General features: G+C 74.4%; 10 protein-coding genes and 1 pseudogene. 3 read left to right on the top strand and 8 right to left on the bottom strand.

Going from position 1 to position 18,481, the window contains the following annotated elements:
- Positions 1–178 precede the first annotated feature (178 nt).
- From PV419_RS20810 to PV419_RS20835, 6 genes and pseudogenes are all read right to left on the bottom strand, one after another.
- The gene (locus PV419_RS20810) at positions 179–1,138 is read right to left on the bottom strand and encodes a lysylphosphatidylglycerol synthase transmembrane domain-containing protein (protein ID WP_319691059.1); all 960 of its coding nucleotides are present in this window, start codon (positions 1,136–1,138) and stop codon (positions 179–181) included.
- 61 nt (positions 1,139–1,199) lie between these two features.
- Positions 1,200–2,450 (bottom strand): glycosyltransferase 87 family protein, encoded by a 1,251-nt coding sequence (locus PV419_RS20815; RefSeq protein ID WP_319691061.1) that lies wholly within the window; start codon positions 2,448–2,450, stop codon positions 1,200–1,202.
- Positions 2,447–3,881, bottom strand: a pseudogene (gene mptB / locus PV419_RS20820) (polyprenol phosphomannose-dependent alpha 1,6 mannosyltransferase MptB). Before mptB ends, PV419_RS20815 begins: the two are co-directional and overlap by 4 nt.
- A 66-nt stretch (positions 3,882–3,947) precedes the next feature.
- A complete protein-coding gene (locus PV419_RS20825) occupies positions 3,948–10,448 on the bottom strand; it encodes a type I polyketide synthase (protein WP_319691063.1) in 6,501 nt (2,166 codons plus the stop codon).
- A gap of 67 nt (positions 10,449–10,515) precedes the next feature.
- Positions 10,516–11,805, bottom strand: a complete 1,290-nt coding sequence (locus tag PV419_RS20830; protein ID WP_319691064.1) for a beta-ketoacyl synthase N-terminal-like domain-containing protein — start codon at positions 11,803–11,805, stop codon at positions 10,516–10,518.
- A 427-nt stretch (positions 11,806–12,232) separates the two neighbouring features.
- Positions 12,233–12,712 carry an AraC family ligand binding domain-containing protein gene (locus PV419_RS20835; protein WP_319691065.1) on the bottom strand — a complete coding sequence of 160 codons (480 nt, stop codon included), beginning with the start codon at positions 12,710–12,712 and terminating at the stop codon, positions 12,233–12,235.
- A gap of 254 nt (positions 12,713–12,966) precedes the next feature.
- On the opposite strand from PV419_RS20835, the gene PV419_RS20840 reads away from it, so the two are divergent.
- On the top strand, positions 12,967–13,530 hold the full coding sequence (locus PV419_RS20840; RefSeq protein ID WP_319691067.1) for a ParH-like protein: 564 nt from the start codon (positions 12,967–12,969) through the stop codon (positions 13,528–13,530).
- Entirely contained in the window at positions 13,523–14,803 is a 1,281-nt protein-coding gene (locus PV419_RS20845) for an MAB_1171c family putative transporter (RefSeq protein WP_319691068.1), read from the top strand. Before PV419_RS20840 ends, PV419_RS20845 begins: the two co-directional genes overlap by 8 nt.
- Here the strand turns inward: PV419_RS20845 and PV419_RS20850 are convergent.
- Complete coding sequence (locus PV419_RS20850; protein WP_319691069.1) at positions 14,751–17,399, bottom strand: LuxR C-terminal-related transcriptional regulator; 2,649 nt, start codon at positions 17,397–17,399, stop codon at positions 14,751–14,753. The genes PV419_RS20845 and PV419_RS20850 overlap by 53 nt on opposite strands.
- Before the next feature lie 159 nt (positions 17,400–17,558).
- On the opposite strand from PV419_RS20850, the gene PV419_RS20855 reads away from it, so the two are divergent.
- Complete coding sequence (locus tag PV419_RS20855; RefSeq protein WP_319691070.1) at positions 17,559–18,020, top strand: helix-turn-helix domain-containing protein; 462 nt, start codon at positions 17,559–17,561, stop codon at positions 18,018–18,020.
- Positions 18,021–18,137: 117 nt separating this feature from the next.
- On the opposite strand, the gene PV419_RS20860 is transcribed toward PV419_RS20855, so the two are convergent.
- Complete coding sequence (locus PV419_RS20860; protein ID WP_319691071.1) at positions 18,138–18,302, bottom strand: hypothetical protein; 165 nt, start codon at positions 18,300–18,302, stop codon at positions 18,138–18,140.
- Between the last annotated feature and the right edge of the window lie 179 nt (positions 18,303–18,481).

Consider the following 18,481-nt stretch of genomic DNA (forward strand, 5'->3'; position numbering starts at 1 on the left):
TTTGACCCCGCGAATCCATGATTGGTTGCCCTGCGGCGCGGGGAATTTACGAAACAGTGGGACGACTTCTGGAATTAATCCTTCGGATTTCCCGGGTTCACCTTTTCGACGGTGAGGAGTCACGCATGGGGCGGAAGGCAACGGCGGTTCGGCGGCGCGGACGCGGCGCGGACGGCGCTCAGACGACCTTGCAGCGCACCAGAGTTCCCAGCACCAGCGCTCCCGGGATCAGCGGGAGCCATACCGTGATGAAGCGGTAGGCGAGCACCGCGGAGGTGGCGGCGTCCGCCGGGGCCCCTGCCGCGACGAGCGCGATGACCAGCGCGGCGTCCACGGACCCGATGCCCCCGGGCGACGGGACGACCGCGGCCACGACCGTCGCGGCCAGATAGGCAAGCACGACATGCCAGGACGGCACGTCCAGTTCCACCGCGACGGCGACCGCCGCGAGCCCGGCCGCCTGCAGCACGGGGAAGGCCAGTGAACCACCCCACAGGGCAAGCGCCCTGGACGGCCGGGCGTGCAGGGAGCGGGCGTCGCTGAGCGCGGTGACCCAGAAGGTGCGGACGATCCGGCGCACCGGACGGATCGCCAGGACCGCGGCCACCAGGGCGCAGACCGCCGCCCCGGCGGTCAACGGCAGCGCCGCCCCGATCCGGTCCGGGAGCAGCGGCCCGAGCCTGAGCGCTTCGGGGAAGGCGACCAGGAGGACCAGCAGCAGCCCGACCCGGGCGGTGGCCTCCGCGAGGAAGTACAGGGCGAGCGCCGCCGAGGAGCGGGCGGCCGGGAGGCCGCAGCCGGTCATGAAGCGGATGTTGACCGCGCTCGCGCCGATCCCCGACGGCAGAAGGTGGTTGGCCGCCCCCGCGGCGAACTGGGTGGCGAACAGCCGCCCCCAAGGCAGCCGTTCCAGGACGGTTCCCTGCCGGGCGAAGGACACGGCGACCCAGCCGAGACCGGTCGTGGCGACCGCCGCGAGCAGCCAGTAAGGATTGGCGTCAAGAAGTTGACGGGCGCCGGATCCGATGAGCGGCCAGTGCCCGATCACCCATACGGAGACGATGGCGATCGGCAGCAGGCACAGGATCCGGCGCAGCGGAAGCCGCCGGTGGGCGGGGAGGCTCTGCCGCTCGGGCATCGTCGCGGGCATATGCGCTCACAGGTGCTGAGGGGGGCCGAGAAGACCGGGGGCGGTGCGGTCAGGGTGTCCGCCGTGGAAGGCTTTTGGGGGTACCCCGGTCGACATCCGGCCGGCGTGGCGGTGGCGAAAGGGCGGCGGCCGGCTCGCGCACCGGGAGGGCGAGCAGCAGGCCGACGCAGATCCATACGTAGGCGTTGCCACCCAGGAAGCCGTCCACGCCGGTGGGGTGGAAGCGCCACAGCCACACCACGCTGCTGCACAGGATCACATACACCGCGGCGGCCGTGGACAGCAGCCGGCGGCGGCGCGCCGGCGGCGCGCCGGGTCGCAGCCCCGTGCCGGCCAGCACGGTCAGGGCCGGGATCAGCCAGACCAGGTGGTGCACCCAGGTGATCGGGCTGACCAGGCAGGCGGCGACGCCGGTCAGCGCGAACCCCGCCGCCTCGTCCCCCGCGGCCGCCGCGCGCCGCACGCGATGGGCCCACACGGCCAGGACGGCCAGCGCCCCCAGCGCCCAGACGACGCCGCTCGGCGGGACGGGGTCGGCGAGCCGGGCCAGCACCCCGCGCCACGACTGGTTGGAGACGTATGCGGCGGCCCCGATGCGGTCGGTGTCCCACAGGTCCTCGGTCCAGTAGTCCCGCGACGCGGTCGGCGCCACCCAGGCGGCCAGCAGGGTCGCGGCCGCCGCGGTGCCCGCGGCCGTCCCGGCGGCGCGCCGGCGCCCGGTGACGGCCAGATAGCAGATGAAGATCGCCGGGGTGAGCTTGATCGCGGCGGCGAGGCCGATGCCGAACCCGGCGTACTCGCCTCGGCCGGTGGACAGCAGCCAGGCGTCGAACAGCACGAGCGCCAGCAGGACCAGGTTGACCTGGCCGAAGCTGAAGGTGTCCCGGACCGGCTCCAGCAGGGCGAACAGGCAGGCCACCACGGCGAAGCCGAACCACCGGTGCCGGGCGTGCCGGCGCAGGAGGGGACCGGTCAGCCAGTACAGCACGACCGCCGAGGCGGCCAGGTTGAGCAGCACGCAGATGGCGATCGCGCCCGGCCAGTTCACCAGGGCCATCGGCAGCATGCACAGGGCCGCGAAGGGCGGGTAGGTGAAGCCGTAGTCGGTGCCGTCCGCGCCGGGCACCGTGTAGTCGTAGATGCGCCCGCCGTCGTGCAGCCAGTGGCCGACGGTGCCGTAGTAGACGCTCAGGTCGAACCAGTCGCGGTGGAGCGGCACGGTGGCAAGGAAGAGCGTTACGGCCGCGGTCAGCCCGAGCGTCAGCAGCAGCCGGCCGCGCCTGGTGGTGGGCCCCGTCATGCCGCGTGCTCCGACCAGCGGTCCCCGGCGGGGAGTCTCGGGGCCCGCTTGACGCACCACAGCGTGAGCAGCGCCAGCGCTCCGCCGCACACCGCGAGGGTCAGCTGTTGTCGGTCCGGCGCGAATCCGCTGGGCAGTACGGCCAGGGCGAGGACCCCGCTCACGGCGGCGACCGCGCGGCGCACCGGCCCGCTCGGCGCGGCCGCGGCGATGAGGAACAGCCCCCACAGCAGATACCAGGGGCGGATGGCGGGGCCGAGCACCGCCACCGCCGTCAGGCTCAGCCCCAGCGCGTAGACGGGGCGGGAGCGGGAGGATCGCAGCCAGACGACCGATACGGTGACCGCCGTCGCCAGCAGGCCCAGCGCCTGCCAGGCCGGGATGGCCAGCGGGCGCGAGACCGTTGCCGAGGGCGTCCAGACCGGCGCCGGTGGCGCGGCCGAGGGCGCTGGTCAGCGCCCAGTTGTCCGGGGAGACCGGGGTGGTCAGGGCGGTGATCCAGCCGTAGCCGGTGCCGGCCACGGCCGTGGCCGCGCCCGTGGTGCCGAGCGCCAGGGCGCCGGTGGCCAGCGCGGCCCGGGTACGCCGCCATCTCCCCGTCAGCAGGCCCGCCCAGAGCGCGGCGACGGCCAGCAGCCCGAGCGCGGCGGGCGCCTTGACCAGGGCGGCCAGGGTGACCAGCACGGCGCCGCAGGCGGGCCACCGGCCGGTCGCGGCCACCAGCCCGGCGCCGAGCAGCCCGATCATGACGGCGTCGTTGTGCGCCCCGCCCACCAGGTGCAGCAGCAACAGCGGATTGAGCGCCCCCAGCCACAGGGCGGCGGCCGGATCGGTGCCGCAGCGGCGTGCGAGCGCCGGGAGGGCGAGGATCATCAGCGCCACGCCGGCCAGCGCGACCAGGCGCATGCCGAACACCCCGGCGGACACCTCGGCGCGGGAGGCGCCCACGACGGCCGTCTCGAACGCGAGGGAGACCGGGCCATAGGGGGCGGGGGTGTGCTGCCACAGGGGCGCCACCTCGGCGGCGAGCGGCCCGCCGAGCCGGGCGGGGCCGTGTACGTACACGTCGATGCGCGCGTCCACCATGGCGCCCTGGGCGAGATAGCTGTAGACGTCCCGGCTGAACAGCGGGGGCGCGGGCAGTAGCGGGGCGGCCCAGACAGCCAGAGTCAGCAGCAGGGCGCGCGGGGTGGGCGGCCGGGGGCCGCGTACCGCGCGGCCCAGCAACAGCCAGGCCCCGACCAGCAGTACGAGGCCGAAGTACGTACTGACCAGGCCGATCGCGGCGCGGCCGGAATCGGGGACCAGGACGTCCGCCACGGGCAGCGCGCCGGCGGTCCGTCCTCCCGTCGCCAGTGCCAACGAGCCCACGAGCCCGAGCAGCAGAGACTGGCGGGGGAGGTCGGCAAGGGCGACACGGCGAAGGAACACACGACGGACCGGCACCTGACCAGGATTGGCCCGCCGTGTGGCCGAGAATTGACGTCGCGGTCACCGTCAGTCGGCGGCCAGGTGTCGGCCGCCTGGCGTGCCCCCGGCGATGTCCAACCCCATGTGCTCGGCGAGTCCGACAGCGAGCTCCGCCACCGTCGGGTGCTGCCAGACGAAGTTGGCGGCGAGCTTGACGCCCAGGGCGGATTCGAGCCGCACGCGCAATTCCATGGCCAGCAGGGAGTCGAAGCCGAGGGCCTTCAGCGAGGTCTGCGGGTCCAGCGTGGAGCCGCTGAGCCGCAGGACGGTGCGGATGTGGTCGCCCAAGTACGCCTCCAGGGCCGAGCGGCGAGCCAGGCCCGCGGGGAGTGCGGCCAGCCGGGCGCGGATGTCGTCGCAGTCGCCCACGTCACCCGTGCTCTGCGTGCCGTCGGTGCCGTCGGTGCCGTCGGTGCCGACAGCGTCGTTGGGGAGCAGCGGGCCGAAGAGCGCCGACTGCCGCCCGGCCACCGGGATCCAGGTGCGCGGCTCACCGGGGATCACCCCGGTCTGCACCCGACCGTGCGCCAGCAGGGCGTCCAGCGCCCGGATGCCCCGGTCGGTGGGGATGGTCTCGTAACCGCGGTCGGCGAAGCCGGTGGCGACGCCGGTCTCGCCCCACGGGCCCCAGTTGACCGCGAGGGTGGGCAGCCCGCACGCGGAGCGCCAGCCGGCGAACCCGTCCAGCCAGGCGTTCGCGGCGGCGTACGCGCCCTGGCCGGGGTTGCCCAACAGGGAGGCCATCGAGGAGAACACCGCGAACCAGTCGAGCGGCTGCCCGGCGGTGGCCTGGTGCAGCCGCCACGCCCCGGTGACCTTGGGCGCCCACACCCGCCGCAGCTGGTCGTCGCGGATGTTGGTGACCGCCGCGTCGTCCAGCACCATGGCGCTGTGCACCACCCCGCGCAGCGGCATCCCGTCCGCCGTGGCGGCGGCCACCAGGCGCTCGGCCGTGCCCGGCCGGGCGATGTCGCCGAGCACCACGGTGATCCGGGTCCCGTCGGCCGACAGTTCCCGAAGCGCCCGCGCGGTGGCGGCCGTGGGGGCGGTGCGGCCACCCAGCACGAGGTGTCCGGCGCGCCGGGCCGCCAGCCAGCGCGCGGTGGCCAGACCCAGGCCGCGCAGACCGCCGGTGATCACATACGCCGCGCCCTCGCACACCGGCTGGGGACCGTCGGGCAGCACGGCGCCGGCCTCGCCCTCCTCCGGCAGGGTCAGCACCAACTTGCCGATGTGGCCGGCGCCCGCCATCAGCCGGAACGCGTCGGTGGCCGCCGACAGCGGAAACGCCGTGCACCGCAGCGGCGCCAGCCGCCCTTCGGCCAACTCGGCGACCACCTCACGCAGCGCCGCGCCGAACACCGCCGGGCGGTCGCGCTGCAGTTCGCCGAGGTCCACGGTGCTCAGGGTGATGTTGTGGCGCAGCGGCGCCAGGCCCAGCGGGGCGTCGGAGAGGATGTCGCGCACGCCCAGTTCGACGAAGCGGCCGAAGGGTCGCAGCGCTTCGAGCCCGGCCCGGATCGCCGCGCCGGACAGTGAGTTGAGGACGACGTCGACCCCCTCCCCTCCGGTGGCCGCCCGGGCCTGCGCGCAGAAGTCCAGCGAGCGCGAGTCCATCACGTGGGTGATGCCCATGCCGTGCAGAAAGCGCCGCTTGTCCTCGCTGCCCGCGGTGGCCAGCACCTCGGCGCCCAGCAGCCGCGCCACCGCGATGGCGGCCAGCCCCGTTCCGCCGGTGGCCGAGTGGATCAGCACCCGCTCCCCCGGGGCCAGCCGGGCGACATGGCGCAGGGCGTACCAGGCGGTGAGGAACGCGATGGGCAACCCCGCGGCGGAGACCGCGTCGAAACCGGCCGGAGCGGGTGCGACCACCTCGGCGGGGACGACGGCGAACGAGCCGAACGCGCCACCGTTCACATCCGCGGCGAGCACCCGGTCGCCGACGGCGAGGTCGGTGACGCCCGCCCCGACCGCGGTCACCTCTCCCGCAGACTCGAAGCCGATCCGGTAGCGGATGTCGCTGTCCCCGGGGAGCAGCCCCATGGCGGTGAGGACATCCCGGAAGTTCAGCCCGGCCGCGGACACGCGCAGCTCCACCTCGCCCGGACCCGGCCGACGCCGTCCCGTCGCGGCGAGCTCCAGGCTGCCCAGGTCCCCCAGGCGGCCCGCCCGCAGCCGGAAACCGTCCACGCCGTAGCGCACGGTGCGGGCGGCGGCCGCGGAGCGCTCGGCGTCCGTCAGCGGCACGTAGGCCAACCGCGCGACATGGCGGGTGGGCCCGCGCAGCGCGACCTCGTCCTCGGGGGCGTCCGCGAGGAGTTCCGCGGCGAGGTCCGACAGCCAGGCGGTGTCGATGGCCTCGGCGCCGGCCCCGGCGGTGGGCGGTGCGGTGTCCACCAGCGTGGCCCGCATCCGCGGGTGTTCGAGCGCGAGCACCCGCACCAGCCCGCGCAGCGGGCTCTGCGCCGGATCGGCCACCTCCCCGGGCGCCACGGCCCGGGCGCCGCGGGTGACCACGTACACGCGCGGCGGCTCCGCCCCGCGGGCGGCGATCGCCTGGGCGGCGCCGAGCGTCCTGCGGGTGCGGGCGAGGGCTTCGGTGTCCGGGTCCGTGCCGGCTCCCGTACCGCTCAGCAGGACCACGGCGGTGGTGACGCCCCGGGCCAGGCGGTCGGCCATGGTCTCACGGAAGGCATCGAGGCGGTGCACGGGCTGGACCGGTGGCCAGTTGCAGACGTCGGCCCGCGCCCCGGCCGCGCGCAGGGCGTCGGCCAGCTCCCGCGCCGAGGCGTCCGTTCCGCCCTCGCCGACGACCAGCCAGTCACCCGCCGGGCCGGTGGCCGCGGGTGCCGGCCGCTCGGCACGGTGCCAGCCGGTCTCGAGGAACCAGTGATCGACCTCGGTGGTCTCGGGGGCGGCGTGGCGCACCAGCCGCAGCCCGTCGATGGCCAGGACGGGGGTGCCCGCCTCGTCGAGCAGCCGGATGTGGCCGATGAGCGTGTCGGACGTGGCCTCGACGACGCGGGCATGGCAGTACACCGCGGTCGCGGTATCGCCGAGGACCCGTACGGAGCGGATCCGGACCGGCAGGATCAGCCCGTGGTCGGTCTCGTGCAGCAGCCCCGATATGAGGAGTTGGCCGCACAGGTCGACCAGGGCGGGGTGAACGCGCAGCGCATGCTCGGGGGTACGCGCCGCCTCGGGTATCTCGACCCGCGCCCAGAAGCTGTCACCGCGGCGGGAGGCGTGCATCTGGGTGATCCCGTTGAACGCCGGCCCGTGGTGGAGCCCGCGGGCCCGCATGTTGGCGTACAGGGAGGCCGGTTCGAGGGGGACCGGATGGCGCAGGGCGAGGTTTTCCACGGACGCGGCGCGGAGCCTCGGCGGTCCGGTCAGCCTGCGCACCACCGCGGTGGACTGCCGTACCCAGGTGCCGTCGTCGCCGTGTCCGAAGATCTCGCAGTCGGCGCGGTCAGCGGCCGCCAGGGTGAGCGTGGTGGTGATGTCGGTGCGCTCGGCGAGCCGGAGCGGCTCCCGGAAGTGCACATCGGTGACCTCGACTTCGGTGGGCCGGGCGTCGAAGACCTCGCAGGCGGTGGTGAGCGCGAGGGCGTAGTGGGCGGCTCCGGGCAGCACGGGGGTGCCGTAGACCTTGTGGTCGTCCAGCCAGGGCAGCGCGGCGGTCCCGGCCTCGCCGTGCCAGGTGTGCCGGACCGGATCGCCGGGCACCTCCGTGTGGCTGCCGGGCAGCGGGCCGGCGGCCGGGCCCGGCTGCCGGCCCGGAACGGCCGGGAGGGCGGGCTCGGTCCAGTGGCGTTTGCGGTCGAAGGTCATGGTGGGGACGTCGGCGAGGGCGGCCCGTGGGTACAGCCGTGTCCAGTCCACGGGGACGCCCGCGCAGTGCAGAGCGGCCAGTTGGGTACGGAAGGTGGCCGTCTCGTCCTCGTCGCGGCGCAGGGTGGGCAGCACGACGTGTCCCCTGTCCAGGCCTTCCACGCCTTCCAGGCAGCGGCCGACGGAGTGGGTGACGACCGGGTGCGGGGCGATCTCGACATAGACCAGGTGGCGATCGGCGGCCGCGGCGGCGACGGCCGCGGCGAACCGGACCGGGCGGCGCAGATTGGCGCACCAGTAGTCGGCGTCGAAGGCGGGGACGGTGCGCGGCTCGTCCAGCACCGTGGAGTAGAACGGCACCTGTGGCCTGCGGGGTGTCAGATCGGCGATGGCCTCGCGCAGATCGGCGAGGAGCGGATCGACCTGGGGGGAGTGCGAGGCGACGTCCACCGCGACCAGGGCGGCCGGGATGCCGCGCGCCTCCCAGTCGGCGACCAGACGCTCCAGACGCGCCGTGTCTCCGGCCACGACCGTGGCGTCGGGCGCGGCCATGACCGCGACCGTGACCGCGGCTCCCGTGGCGCCGGATTCGGCGTCGAGTTGGGCGTCGAGTTCGGCCTGTACGTCGTCGGCGCCCAGCCCCACGGTGGCCATCGCGCCACGCCCGGCGACCCGGGTCAGCAGCGCGGAGCGGCGGCAGATCACCCGCACCCCGTCGGCCAGGGACAGCGCCCCGGCCACGACCGCGGCGGCGACCTCGCCCATGGAGTGTCCGATGACCCCGGCGGGTTCCACACCGTGGGCGCGCCAGACCGCCGCCAACGCGGTCTGCAGAGCGAACAGCACCGGCTGGACACGGGCGCAGCCGGTCACCGGTTCGCCGGAGCGCACCACGTCGAGCACCGAGAACCCGGCCTCTTCGGCGATCAGTTCATCGGCCTCGGCGAGCGCGGCGGCGAAGGCGGGCTCCTGGTCCAGGAGGCCGCGCCCCATGCCCGGCCACTGCGAGCCCTGGCCGGAGAACACCCACACCGGCCGCCGGGACACCGCGGCCCCCACCTCCCCGGTCACCGCGGCGGGATGGTCCCGACCCGCCTGCGACGCGCGTAGAACCTGCACGAGTTCGCGCCGCGACGCCGTGATGACGCCGAGCCGCCCGCGACCCGGGCTGCGCCGCACGGCGAGGGTGTGGGCGATGTCGCGCAGCGGTACGGCCGCGCCGTCGCCCTCCAGCCAGTCCGCGAGGCGTCCCGCCGCGACCGGCAGTGCCGCCCGGGAGCCGGCCGGCACCAGGAAGACCAGGGGCGTCGCGTCCCGCTCCCGCCGCGGTGGCCGCACGCGCCGGCGCGCCGACGTGGCGGGTGGCTCCTCCAGCAGCACATGGGCGTTGGTGCCGGAGAACCCGAAGGAGGACACGGCGGCCAGTCGGGAGGCCGTGAGCGTCGGCCAGCGCGTCGGCTCGGTGGGCACGAAGAGCCGCGTCGCACCGGCGTTCTCGATGGCCGGGTTCCAGCGGGTGAAGTGCAGGTTGGGCGGGATGGTTCCCCGGCCCAGACACAGCACCGCCTTGATCAGCCCGGCCACCCCGGCGGCGGGCTCCAGGTGTCCCAGGTTGGTCTTGACCGACGCCAGGGCACACCGGCCGGGGCCGCTCCCGTACACCTCGGCCAGGCTGGCGAACTCCACCGGGTCCCCCACCGGGGTGCCGGGGCCGTGCGCCTCGACCATCCCCACCTCGCGCGGGGCGACCCCGGCCCGGGCCAGCGCCTCCTCGTACAGGGCGCGCTGGGCGGCGGCCGAGGGCGCGGCGAGTCCGTCGGACCGGCCGTCCTGGTTGACGGCGGAGCCGCGCAGCACGGCCAGGACCCGGTCGCCGTCCCGTACGGCGTCGGCGAGACGTTTGAGCACCACGATCCCGCAGCCCTCGCCGCGTACGAAGCCGTCGGCGGCAGCGTCGAAGGCGTGGCAGTGCCCGCTGCGCGAGAGCATGCCCATCCGGGTGAACGAGCGCGTGATCTTGGGGTCGAACATCAGGGTGACCCCGCCGGCCAGGGCCAGATCGCACTCCCCCGCGCGCAGTGCCTGGGCCGCGAGGTGCACGGCGACCAGCGACGAGGAGCAGGCGGTGTCCAGGGCGACGCACGGGCCGTGCAGCCCCAGCAGGTAGGAGATCCGGCCGGCCGCCACGCAGTGCCCGTTCGCCAGGATCGAGCCCTCCTGTTCGTGCGGTTGCCAGTCGAGGCAGTCCAGGTAGTCGTGGTAGCTGAGCCCGGTGAAGACGCCGGTTGAGGTGCCGGCCAGCCGCTCCGGTGGCATCCCGGCGTGTTCCAGCGCCTCCCAGGCCACCTCAAGCAGCAGTCGGTGCTGGGGGTCGAGGACGTCCGCCTCGCGGCCGGACACGCCGAAGAAGTCGGCGTCGAAGCCGGCGACGTCGCGCAGATACCCGGCGCGCACGGGCACGGGGGTGCCGTCCGCCAGGGTCTGGGCGCCGAGCTCCTGCCCACCGTGCGGTGCCCACAGTTCCGCCCGCTCGGCCGGGGGATCCCCCAGCGCCTCCCGCGCGTCCATCAGCAGCCGCCACAGCGCGGCGGGCGAGTCGACCTCTCCCGGGAACCGGCAGCCCATGCCGACCAGCGCGATACGGCCGGGGTCCTGGCCGGGCGGCCGCCCGGCTGCGTATGTGTCCTGACTCATCGGGTTCTCCGAGGGTTGTGCGACGGCGGGGTGGGCCGTGAGGGGTGTTTCCGCGCTGGGGCCGGCGCTAGGTGGCGTCCGGGCTGCCCAGCAGCATTGCGTGCTTCACACCACCGGTCTGGTAGCTGAAGCACAGCGCATAGTCGAAGTCGAGCGGCCGGGCGCGTGTCCCGGGCACCGGGTCGAAGGGGAGCTTGTCCATGGGCTGTTCGCAGTTCGCGGTGGGACACACCGCGCCCTGTTCCATCATCATCAGCGTCAGGCCGGCACCCAGGCAGCCGGCCGGGGCTCCGTGGTGGCCGAAGCACGCGTCCTGCGAGGTGATCAGCACTGTGTCCGCCGCCGCCCCGTACAGGGCCCGGACGGCGCCGGCCTCCACGGCGGTCACGGCCGAGTCCCCGTGGCCACAGCTGTGGATGTAGGGCACCTGCTCGATCCGCCACCGCTCTCCCAGGCACCGGCGCACGGCGTTCGCCAACTGGGCACCGGTGTCATCGGCGCCCAGGGGGTTCGCCAGCCCGTCGCGGGTCAGGGCGGTGGAGAGCACCTGGCCATAGATGTGCGCGCCGCGCCGGTGGGCGCGCTCGCGGCTCTCCACGATGACGGTCGCCGAGCCCTCGCCGTAGTTGATGCACTCGGAGCGCCGGTCGTACGGCCGCATCACGGCGTCGGACGAGGGGGTGAGACCCAGCATGCCGGGCTCACCGCCCATCGCCTCATGGGCGCGCCGGGCGCCCTCCAACAGGCGTTCCGCCGTCCGGATCACCTCTCTGTTGAAGACATCGACACCGGTCACCGCCGCGAGTTCGATCTCGCCCGCCTCGATCAAGCGCTGGGCGTGGCCGAGCTGCACGGATCCGGACGCGCAGCCGCAGGCCACCGTGAAACAGGGGCCAGTGGTGCGGGTCAACGCCCCTTGCACCACGGCGACATCGGAGGGAGTGCCGGCCTGTCCGCCCGCGACGAATAATTCCAGCGCGTCGAGTGGCGAGGTGTGCACGGGGTCGGCGCGCAGTGCCGCCAGATAACTCTCGACATTGCTGTCGACCCCGCCGCGCCCGACCAGAAGCGCCGCCTCCCCCAGGTCGCCGGCCTGGAGGTCAAGTTCGGCATCCGCGCACGCCTCCGCCAGCGACACCAAACCGAATCGGTGCGCGTCGGTGAAGTGACGGGAGAAGAATTCCGGGATGCCGGGAACGCGCTCCGCGAACATGTCGTCGGAGAGATCGACCGAGCCGTAGTACGTCCCGTTCCGTGCGAGACAGCAGCCGCCCCGTGAGGCGATGTTCCACACCTGACCAGCGGTGAAGGCCGGCCCGTCGTCGCCCGGCAGGCAGAACCCCAGGCCGGTCACCACGGCGTCCCTGGGGCTTCCGCGAACCTCGCGGGAAGTTTCCGGCGGGCTCACGACGCCCTGCCACAGCTGCGCACAGTCATTTCCTTGGGTCCATTTCGATGGAGACAGCCGCGAGTTCTTGATCTCAGCGAGCCGGGAGAAGGCCACATCACGCTTCAACGTTTTGTGGAAATGACAACGCTACGCCGCGGCGGCGCCCAGAGAAAGGGAGCGCCGAAACACAAGGTGGTACAGGACGGGATAAGTTGGTACCCCGCCGAATGGAATCCCGAAGACGGCGCATCGGCAGAACGGCGGACAGCCCCGGCTCCCCACTCCGCTTCGCGCGCCCGGCGGCCGTGCGGTACCACCGTCGCGACCGGGGGCGCCGCCGCTCTGGACGGCCGCGACGCCTCTCCGGTCATGCCGGTACGAAATCGGCGGCGCGTCAGTCCGACGGCAGGACGGTGCCGCAGCGGGCGCAGTAGCGGGCGTCGGACTCCTGCGCGAGTCGGCCGCACTCCGTGCAGACCCGGTTGAGCAGGCAGGCCGGCTCGCCCCCTTCCGGGGCGGCGGTACGGATGGCGAGGCCGGGGCGGCGGCGGTGCACCGTGAGGTAGACCAGGCCGTCCGCGCCGGCGGAGAGCGCACGGCGGGCGCCGTGCGGCAGCCAGGTCACACAGCCCGGCTCCAGTTCCTGCCGGGTGTCCGCCACGTCGAGCCATCCGCTGCCGGCGGTCACATACAGCAGCACGTCGAGGTCGGGCTCCACATGGAAGTCGACCTTGGCGTCGGCGGGCAACCGGATCACGTTGGAGTCGAGTTGGCGCCCCTCGGCGGCGAGCCGCCACAACGCCCCGCCCCGGTCCGCCACGACCCCGCGCAGCAGATCCGACATCCTCCCCAGCACACCAGAAACCGACGGCATCAGCTTCCCACCGCTCCTTTCCGTTCCTCCCGCGAGACCATGAGACGCATACCACACGAGCACCGTCCGCCTATAACTGGAATTTAGCATGCGCATTAAATAGCGTCGCGCGGTGCACCCGTGAGGGCGGGCACGGCCGGGAGTAAGGCCACTTCTCGCGGTTGTGGATCCACCGGATGCCGGTACAGTCGCCAGTGCCGCGGAATCGCGGGCAGTTGAAGGGGGCGGCTTATGCGCGCGCTGGTGGGCGGCCGGTGAACCGAGCGCGATTATGGTGGCGCAGCCGCCGGGTCGCCGACGGCCTCGAACTGCCGAGCCCTTTCGACCCGGTCGCCTTCGTGGCGCTGCTGGCCGAGCGGCGCGGGCGCCCGATCGAACTGCTGCCGGTCACCGTACGCCACTCCCTCCCCTGCGGCCTGCTCGCGACCACCGACCGGGCCGACTACATCCTCTACGCGGCCGACACGACCGCTCTCCACCGGCAGCACATCGTGCTGCACGAGACCGCCCACCTGCTGTGGGGCCACGAGGGCACGGCCGACGCGTCCTCGCTGGGCCTGCTGACCCCCCATCTGACGGGTTCCCTGGTGCGCCGGGTGCTCGGCCGTACCGTGTACACCCAGCCGCAGGAGCAGGAAGCCGAGTTCCTGGCCTCCCTGATTCTGCAGCGGGCGCTGCGCAAGGACCGAGGTCCGGGCGCGCCCAGCCCCGGCCAGGCCCGGCTCGGCTCGCTCGTCGGGGCGCCGCCGGAACGGCTCGCGCCGCCGGGCGGACCGGCCGGGGCGCCGCCTTCGGACCGTGGCCAGGGCCATGGATGACCTGCTCGCCTACCTGCCCGCCGCCGCGGCGATGGCGGTGGGCTGGTACGAACTCCGGCTGGCGCGCAGGCGCCGGTTCGCGCCGGGCACCCGCCAACTGTGCCTGTTCGGGCTGTGCATGGGTGCCGCGATGGCGGTCCTCGCCCCGGCGACAGTTGCGGCCGCCGGCCGTGTACTGCCCGCTGCGGCCGAGGCGTGGCCCCATTTCGTCGGCCGCGAACTGGAGATGGCCGCGCTCGCCTGGCTGGCGCTGGCGGCGATGGCCCTTGATCTGCCCGACGCACGGCACATCCCGTCGCGGTGGCATGTGCGGGTCACGGTGACGGTGTGCGCGGCGGCTGCGGCGTGCTTCCTCGCCTCGGGCGCGGTGGTCGAGGAGGGCGAGGTCGTCGCCCCGGGAGCGGCCGGCAGGATCGGGCTTGTCGCGTTCGACGTGCTCTTCACGCTGTACAGCCTGTGGAGCCTGACCCTGTTCGCGCTGCCGGTCCACGCCCAGATCCGGCGCTCGGGCCCGGGCCCGTTCCGTACGGGGCTGCGGCTGGTCACCGCGAGCGCGCGCGTCGGCGGGTTGTGGGCACTGTGGGGCCTGACGGGCGTCGCGAACATGGCGCGGACCGGCCGTCAGGGCGCGGGCGTGGACCCGGTCGCGATCGTGCTGGCCGCCTCCTGCCTGGTGCTGGCCTGTCTGGGGGCGACCGCCGCCCGGTGGCGCGGGGCCCTGACGGCGCCCGCCCGCTGGATGCGCGCGTACCGCCGCTACCGCGCGCTGGAGCCACTGTGGTCGGCGCTCCACGCCACCGTCCCCGGAATCGCCCTGCGCACGCGGGCGCGCCGGCTGTCGTGGCTGCCGCCGCGCAGCGCGGAGTTCGCGCTGTACCGCCGGGTGATCGAGATCCGCGACGGTTACCTGGCGCTGCGCCCGTACGCCGCCCCACCGGGCACGGCGGCGGATGGGGAGGACGTGGGGGTGGGCGTCGAGGCCGAGGAGGTCGGCGCCGCGGAGGCGGAGGCCGCCGCCGTCGCGGCGGCGATCGAGGCGGCGAGGAGCGGCGTACTGCCCGGCGGGCCGGACCCGGCCGGCGCCGCCTCCGGCCCCGCGGTTCGGCCGGTCCGGGGCACCGTCGAGGCCGAGGCGGCCTGGCTGGTACGGGTGGCCGACGCGTTCGCCCGGTCCGCCGCGGAGCGGCCCGTACCCGCCCGGGTGCCCGCTGAGCTCCGGCTCAGCCGGGGGCCGGAGCGGGCACCGGCGTCGGCGCCGGGGCGGAAGGGCTGAGCCCGGAGGCGTCGGTCGTGTGATGCACCCAGTTGGCGATCTCGACCCGCGAGGAGCAGCCCAGCTTCCGCATGGTCTCCCTGATGTGATTCACCACCGTCCACTCCGAGATCTGCAGCCGCCGGGCGATCTGCTTGTTGCTCAGCCCGAGGGTGATCAGGGCGGAGACCTGGGACTGACGGGGAGTGAGCGGGTCACCGGGCAGCGGGCCGCCGCACCCGAGCGCGGGCGGGGGGCGGTCGGCGGCGGGCGGCCCCGCGTACGGATGAGGGGTACGGCCCGAGCGGGGGCCGGGGTCCGGGCGGGAGCGGGGGTCTACGGAATGCCGGGGGTCAGGGTCGCTGCGGTCCGGGGTCGCGTTCTGGGTGTTCCGATCCGGGTCGGGGTCCGGATCCGGCCGTAAGAGGCCGCGACGGGCCGCGAACTCCTTGACCAGAACGGGCAGCGGCGTCCCGGCCCCGTCCGTCAGGGCCGCGAGGACGCCCTGTTCGCCCAGGTGGCGCCGCATGTGCCCCTCCAGCCGCCCTATGGTGAAGTCCGGGTACGCGGCCTCGTCGAGCAGCCCGCCGACGCCGCGCGCCGCGTGGCAGCCGCCCAGGCATCTGACCACGTCGGCGGCGCGGGCGGCGGTCCTGGGCAGCAGCGGCGTGCCCAACACCGAGAGCAGGGCGCCGAGCACGGCGGCGGCGCCGAGGGTCCGCAGACCGCCCAGGGCCCGGTCGAAGTAGCCGTCCGCCTCGGCCTCGCGGCCCCGCGCGGCGGCGAAGACGCTCAGCTGGAGCAGAGCGGTGCCGGAGGCCAGGGCGTCGCGGCGCCGGGTGGCGCCCGACAGGGCCTCCACCGCCAGGGACGTGGCCTTCGCCAGGCTGCCGTGGAGGAACTCCGCGAGCGAGGCGTCGAGCATGACGCGGTGGGCGGCGTGTCGGTCGCCGGTGTGCGACCGGTAGGCCGCGACCGCCGTGTGCAGGGCGGCCAGCGCCTCACGGGGTCGGTGCGGAGCCTCGGCGATGCCTCTCAGGTGCAGCAACCGGGCCGCGAGCAGCGCTCCTTCGGGATCGCCGACGGCCCCACCCTCGTCCGCGGCGGCCCGGTCCGCATCCGCCTGGCCGAGGAGGGCCAGGGCCGCCTCCGGCTCCCCGGCCCGGATCGCCGCTTCGGCCAGCAGCAGGTTGAGCCGGGCCCGCCGGGGTGTGTCGGCCGGGGCCTCCGGCAGGGCGGTCAGCCGCTCGGCCCAGGTGAACGGCGCGCCCGACGCGTACCAGTACGTACGCGCCTGGTCGACCAAGGCGATCGCCTCGTCCGCCGCGCCGGCGCCGATCAGGGTGTCCAGGGCGCAGCGGATGTTGCGCTCCTCGCTCCGGAAGGCCGTGATCCCGGCGTATTGGTCGCCCTCGGCGATGCGGCGTGCGGCGGCGCGCGCCAGCTCGGCGTAGTAACGGGCGTGCGAAAGGCGCGGGTTGTCGAGGGCGGGCGCGGAATGCGGCCCGGCGGCGGGGGCCGACGGCTCGAACGGGATGTGCAGTCGGGTGCGGGTGAAGCCGTCGAGACGGCCGGACGGAAGCGCGGACACGCTCAGCAGATGGCGGCCCAGCAGGGTCTCCAGCGCCGCCGGGAACGCGTTGAGGGGGACGCCGGCGATCCGGCGCAGCGCCTCGGGCCCGGCTCCGCCGCTGAAGAGCCGGGAGCAGGCGAGCAGTCGGCGTTCGGTGTCGCCCAGTTCGGGGTGGCGCCGCGCTCGTACGGACGGGCCCGGGTCCGTGGCCGTTGCGGGGGCCGAGGCCGTGACGCGGGCCGACGCCGTGGCGGGGGCCGGGCCGCCGTACGCGTCGAGCAGCCGCGCCAGGCTGCCGCTGTCGCCGACGGCCAACGCGGCGCCCTCGGGTCCGGGGTCGAACCGCCCGTCCAGCGCGGCCCAGAGCACTTCGGGCCCCTCCAGGGCGGCGATCCGCGCCGCCAGAACCAGGGCGCCGGGGATGCCTCGTAGCTCCGCGCAGGTGCGGGCGACCGCCTCCTGGTTGTGGTGCTGGACGCGGAATGCGGGGTTCAGGGCGCGTACGGAGGCCACGTACAGCCGCACGGACGGGATGCGGCACATGCCGTCGAGGTCGAGCGCCGAGCAGTCGAGCGGGACGGGCAGCGGCCCGACCGTACGGCTCGCAAAGCCCGCAGAGGCCGCAGCGGCCGCGGCGGCCAGGGGCTCGCGGGCGGTGACGATCAGCCTGACGCCGGTGCGCGCCACCGCGGTCGGCAGACCCCCGTGACCGGCCGGGGCCAGCCCCTCGGCGAGGACGAGCGGCGGTGCGCCGGTGCCGCCAGGACCCCCGTCCCTGGCGGCGCTTGGGCGCTCGCGGAGGCGCTCGACGAGCCGGAAGAGCTCCGCGCCGGGGTCCTCGTGCGCCGAGCCGTCGAAGCGAAACGTCTCGGCCCCGCTCGCCGACGCGTACGCGGACGCCACCGCTCGGGCCAGCCGCGTCTTGCCGATGCCGGACCCGCCGGAGAGCACCACGCCGGGCGTGGCCGTGTCCGTCAGGAGCGCCAGCAGCTCGGAGATCTCACGGTCCCGTCCGAAGATCTCGCGGTCGGGCGGATCAGTCATGGACGGCTCCACGAGTGTGTGAGCTGAGATGAATGTTATGTGGAAAATCCTGCACACCAGCTGGGTCGCCTGTCAACTAGAATGAATGGCGGCACGTTGAAGACCTATGTCTGCTGCCGCCCGCCGAGCCGCGGCGGGCGCGAACGAGAGAGGTGCGCCGTGACAGGGGAGGAGCCCACGCCGTCGGCGCTGGCCGACAAGATCGACACTCTCTTCAAGATCGTGCGTCGGCCCGACCGCCAGCAGTACAGCCATGAGGAAGTGGCCCGGGCATGTCGCGAGGCCACCGGCGAGACCTTCTCGGCCACCTACCTTTGGCAGCTGCGCACCGGACGGCGGGACAACCCCACCAAGCGCCATCTGGAGGCGCTGGCGCAGTTCTTCCAGGTCGCCCCGGCCTACTTCTTCGACGACGAGCAGGGCGCGGAGATCGCCCGCGAGCTCGAACTGCTCGGCGCGCTGCGCGACGCGGGCGTGCGGGATGTGGCGCTGCGCGCGGTGAACCTCTCACCCGAGGGGCTGGGCACGATCAGCGATGTCATCGACGCCATCGCCCGGCGCGAGGCGGAGGCCGCGGCGGAGGCGGAGAAGGGCGCGAGGCGCCGCCGCGACGGGAGCTGACACCGGCGTGACACCGCAGCGGGCCCCCGACGAGGTGCGTCGGGGGCCCGCTCGGGCCTACCGGGATGTGGCGGAGACGGCGTGACGACCGCTCACGCCCACCGCCGTTCACATCGGTTAGTCGCCGGCGGTGATGGTGGTGATGAGCGAGAGTGTCGTGGTGACGATGGTGATGGTGGACTGCGCGTCCGCCGGGCTGTTTCCGGTGGTGGCGAGCTCCGCCACGGCCGCGTCGGGCGTAGTGTAGGCAGCGTAACCGCCCATCAGGTCGATGGCGCTCATGACTGACTCCTCGTACTGGTCGTGGTGTGCTGGACGATGTCGAGAAAGCGCGGACGGGGCGCGGATCCGCCCCGGCCCGCCTCCCCGTCCACACCCCGATCCCAGCAGCCGTCGCCCGGCCTGGACACCCGCAGGAAACTGGCCCAACCTCGAAGGGACGGCGGCAGTCGGCGCGGGAC

Origin of the sequence: Streptomyces sp. ME19-01-6, assembly GCF_033793745.1 — a bacterium.
In the GTDB taxonomy this organism is placed as follows: Bacteria; Actinomycetota; Actinomycetes; order Streptomycetales; family Streptomycetaceae; genus Streptomyces.

Bases quoted from the DNA above. Each gene is read 5' to 3' on its own strand.
- PV419_RS20810 (WP_319691059.1), bottom strand. From the start codon at position 1,138: ATGCCCGAGCGGCAGAGCCTCCCCGCCCACCGGCGGCTTCCGCTGCGC.
- PV419_RS20815 (WP_319691061.1), bottom strand. From the start codon at position 2,450: ATGACGGGGCCCACCACCAGGCGCGGCCGGCTGCTGCTGACGCTCGGG.
- PV419_RS20825 (WP_319691063.1), bottom strand. From the start codon at position 10,448: ATGAGTCAGGACACATACGCAGCCGGGCGGCCGCCCGGCCAGGACCCC.
- PV419_RS20835 (WP_319691065.1), bottom strand. From the start codon at position 12,712: ATGCCGTCGGTTTCTGGTGTGCTGGGGAGGATGTCGGATCTGCTGCGC.
- PV419_RS20845 (WP_319691068.1), top strand. From the start codon at position 13,523: ATGGATGACCTGCTCGCCTACCTGCCCGCCGCCGCGGCGATGGCGGTG.
- PV419_RS20850 (WP_319691069.1), bottom strand. From the start codon at position 17,399: ATGACTGATCCGCCCGACCGCGAGATCTTCGGACGGGACCGTGAGATC.
- PV419_RS20860 (WP_319691071.1), bottom strand. From the start codon at position 18,302: ATGAGCGCCATCGACCTGATGGGCGGTTACGCTGCCTACACTACGCCC.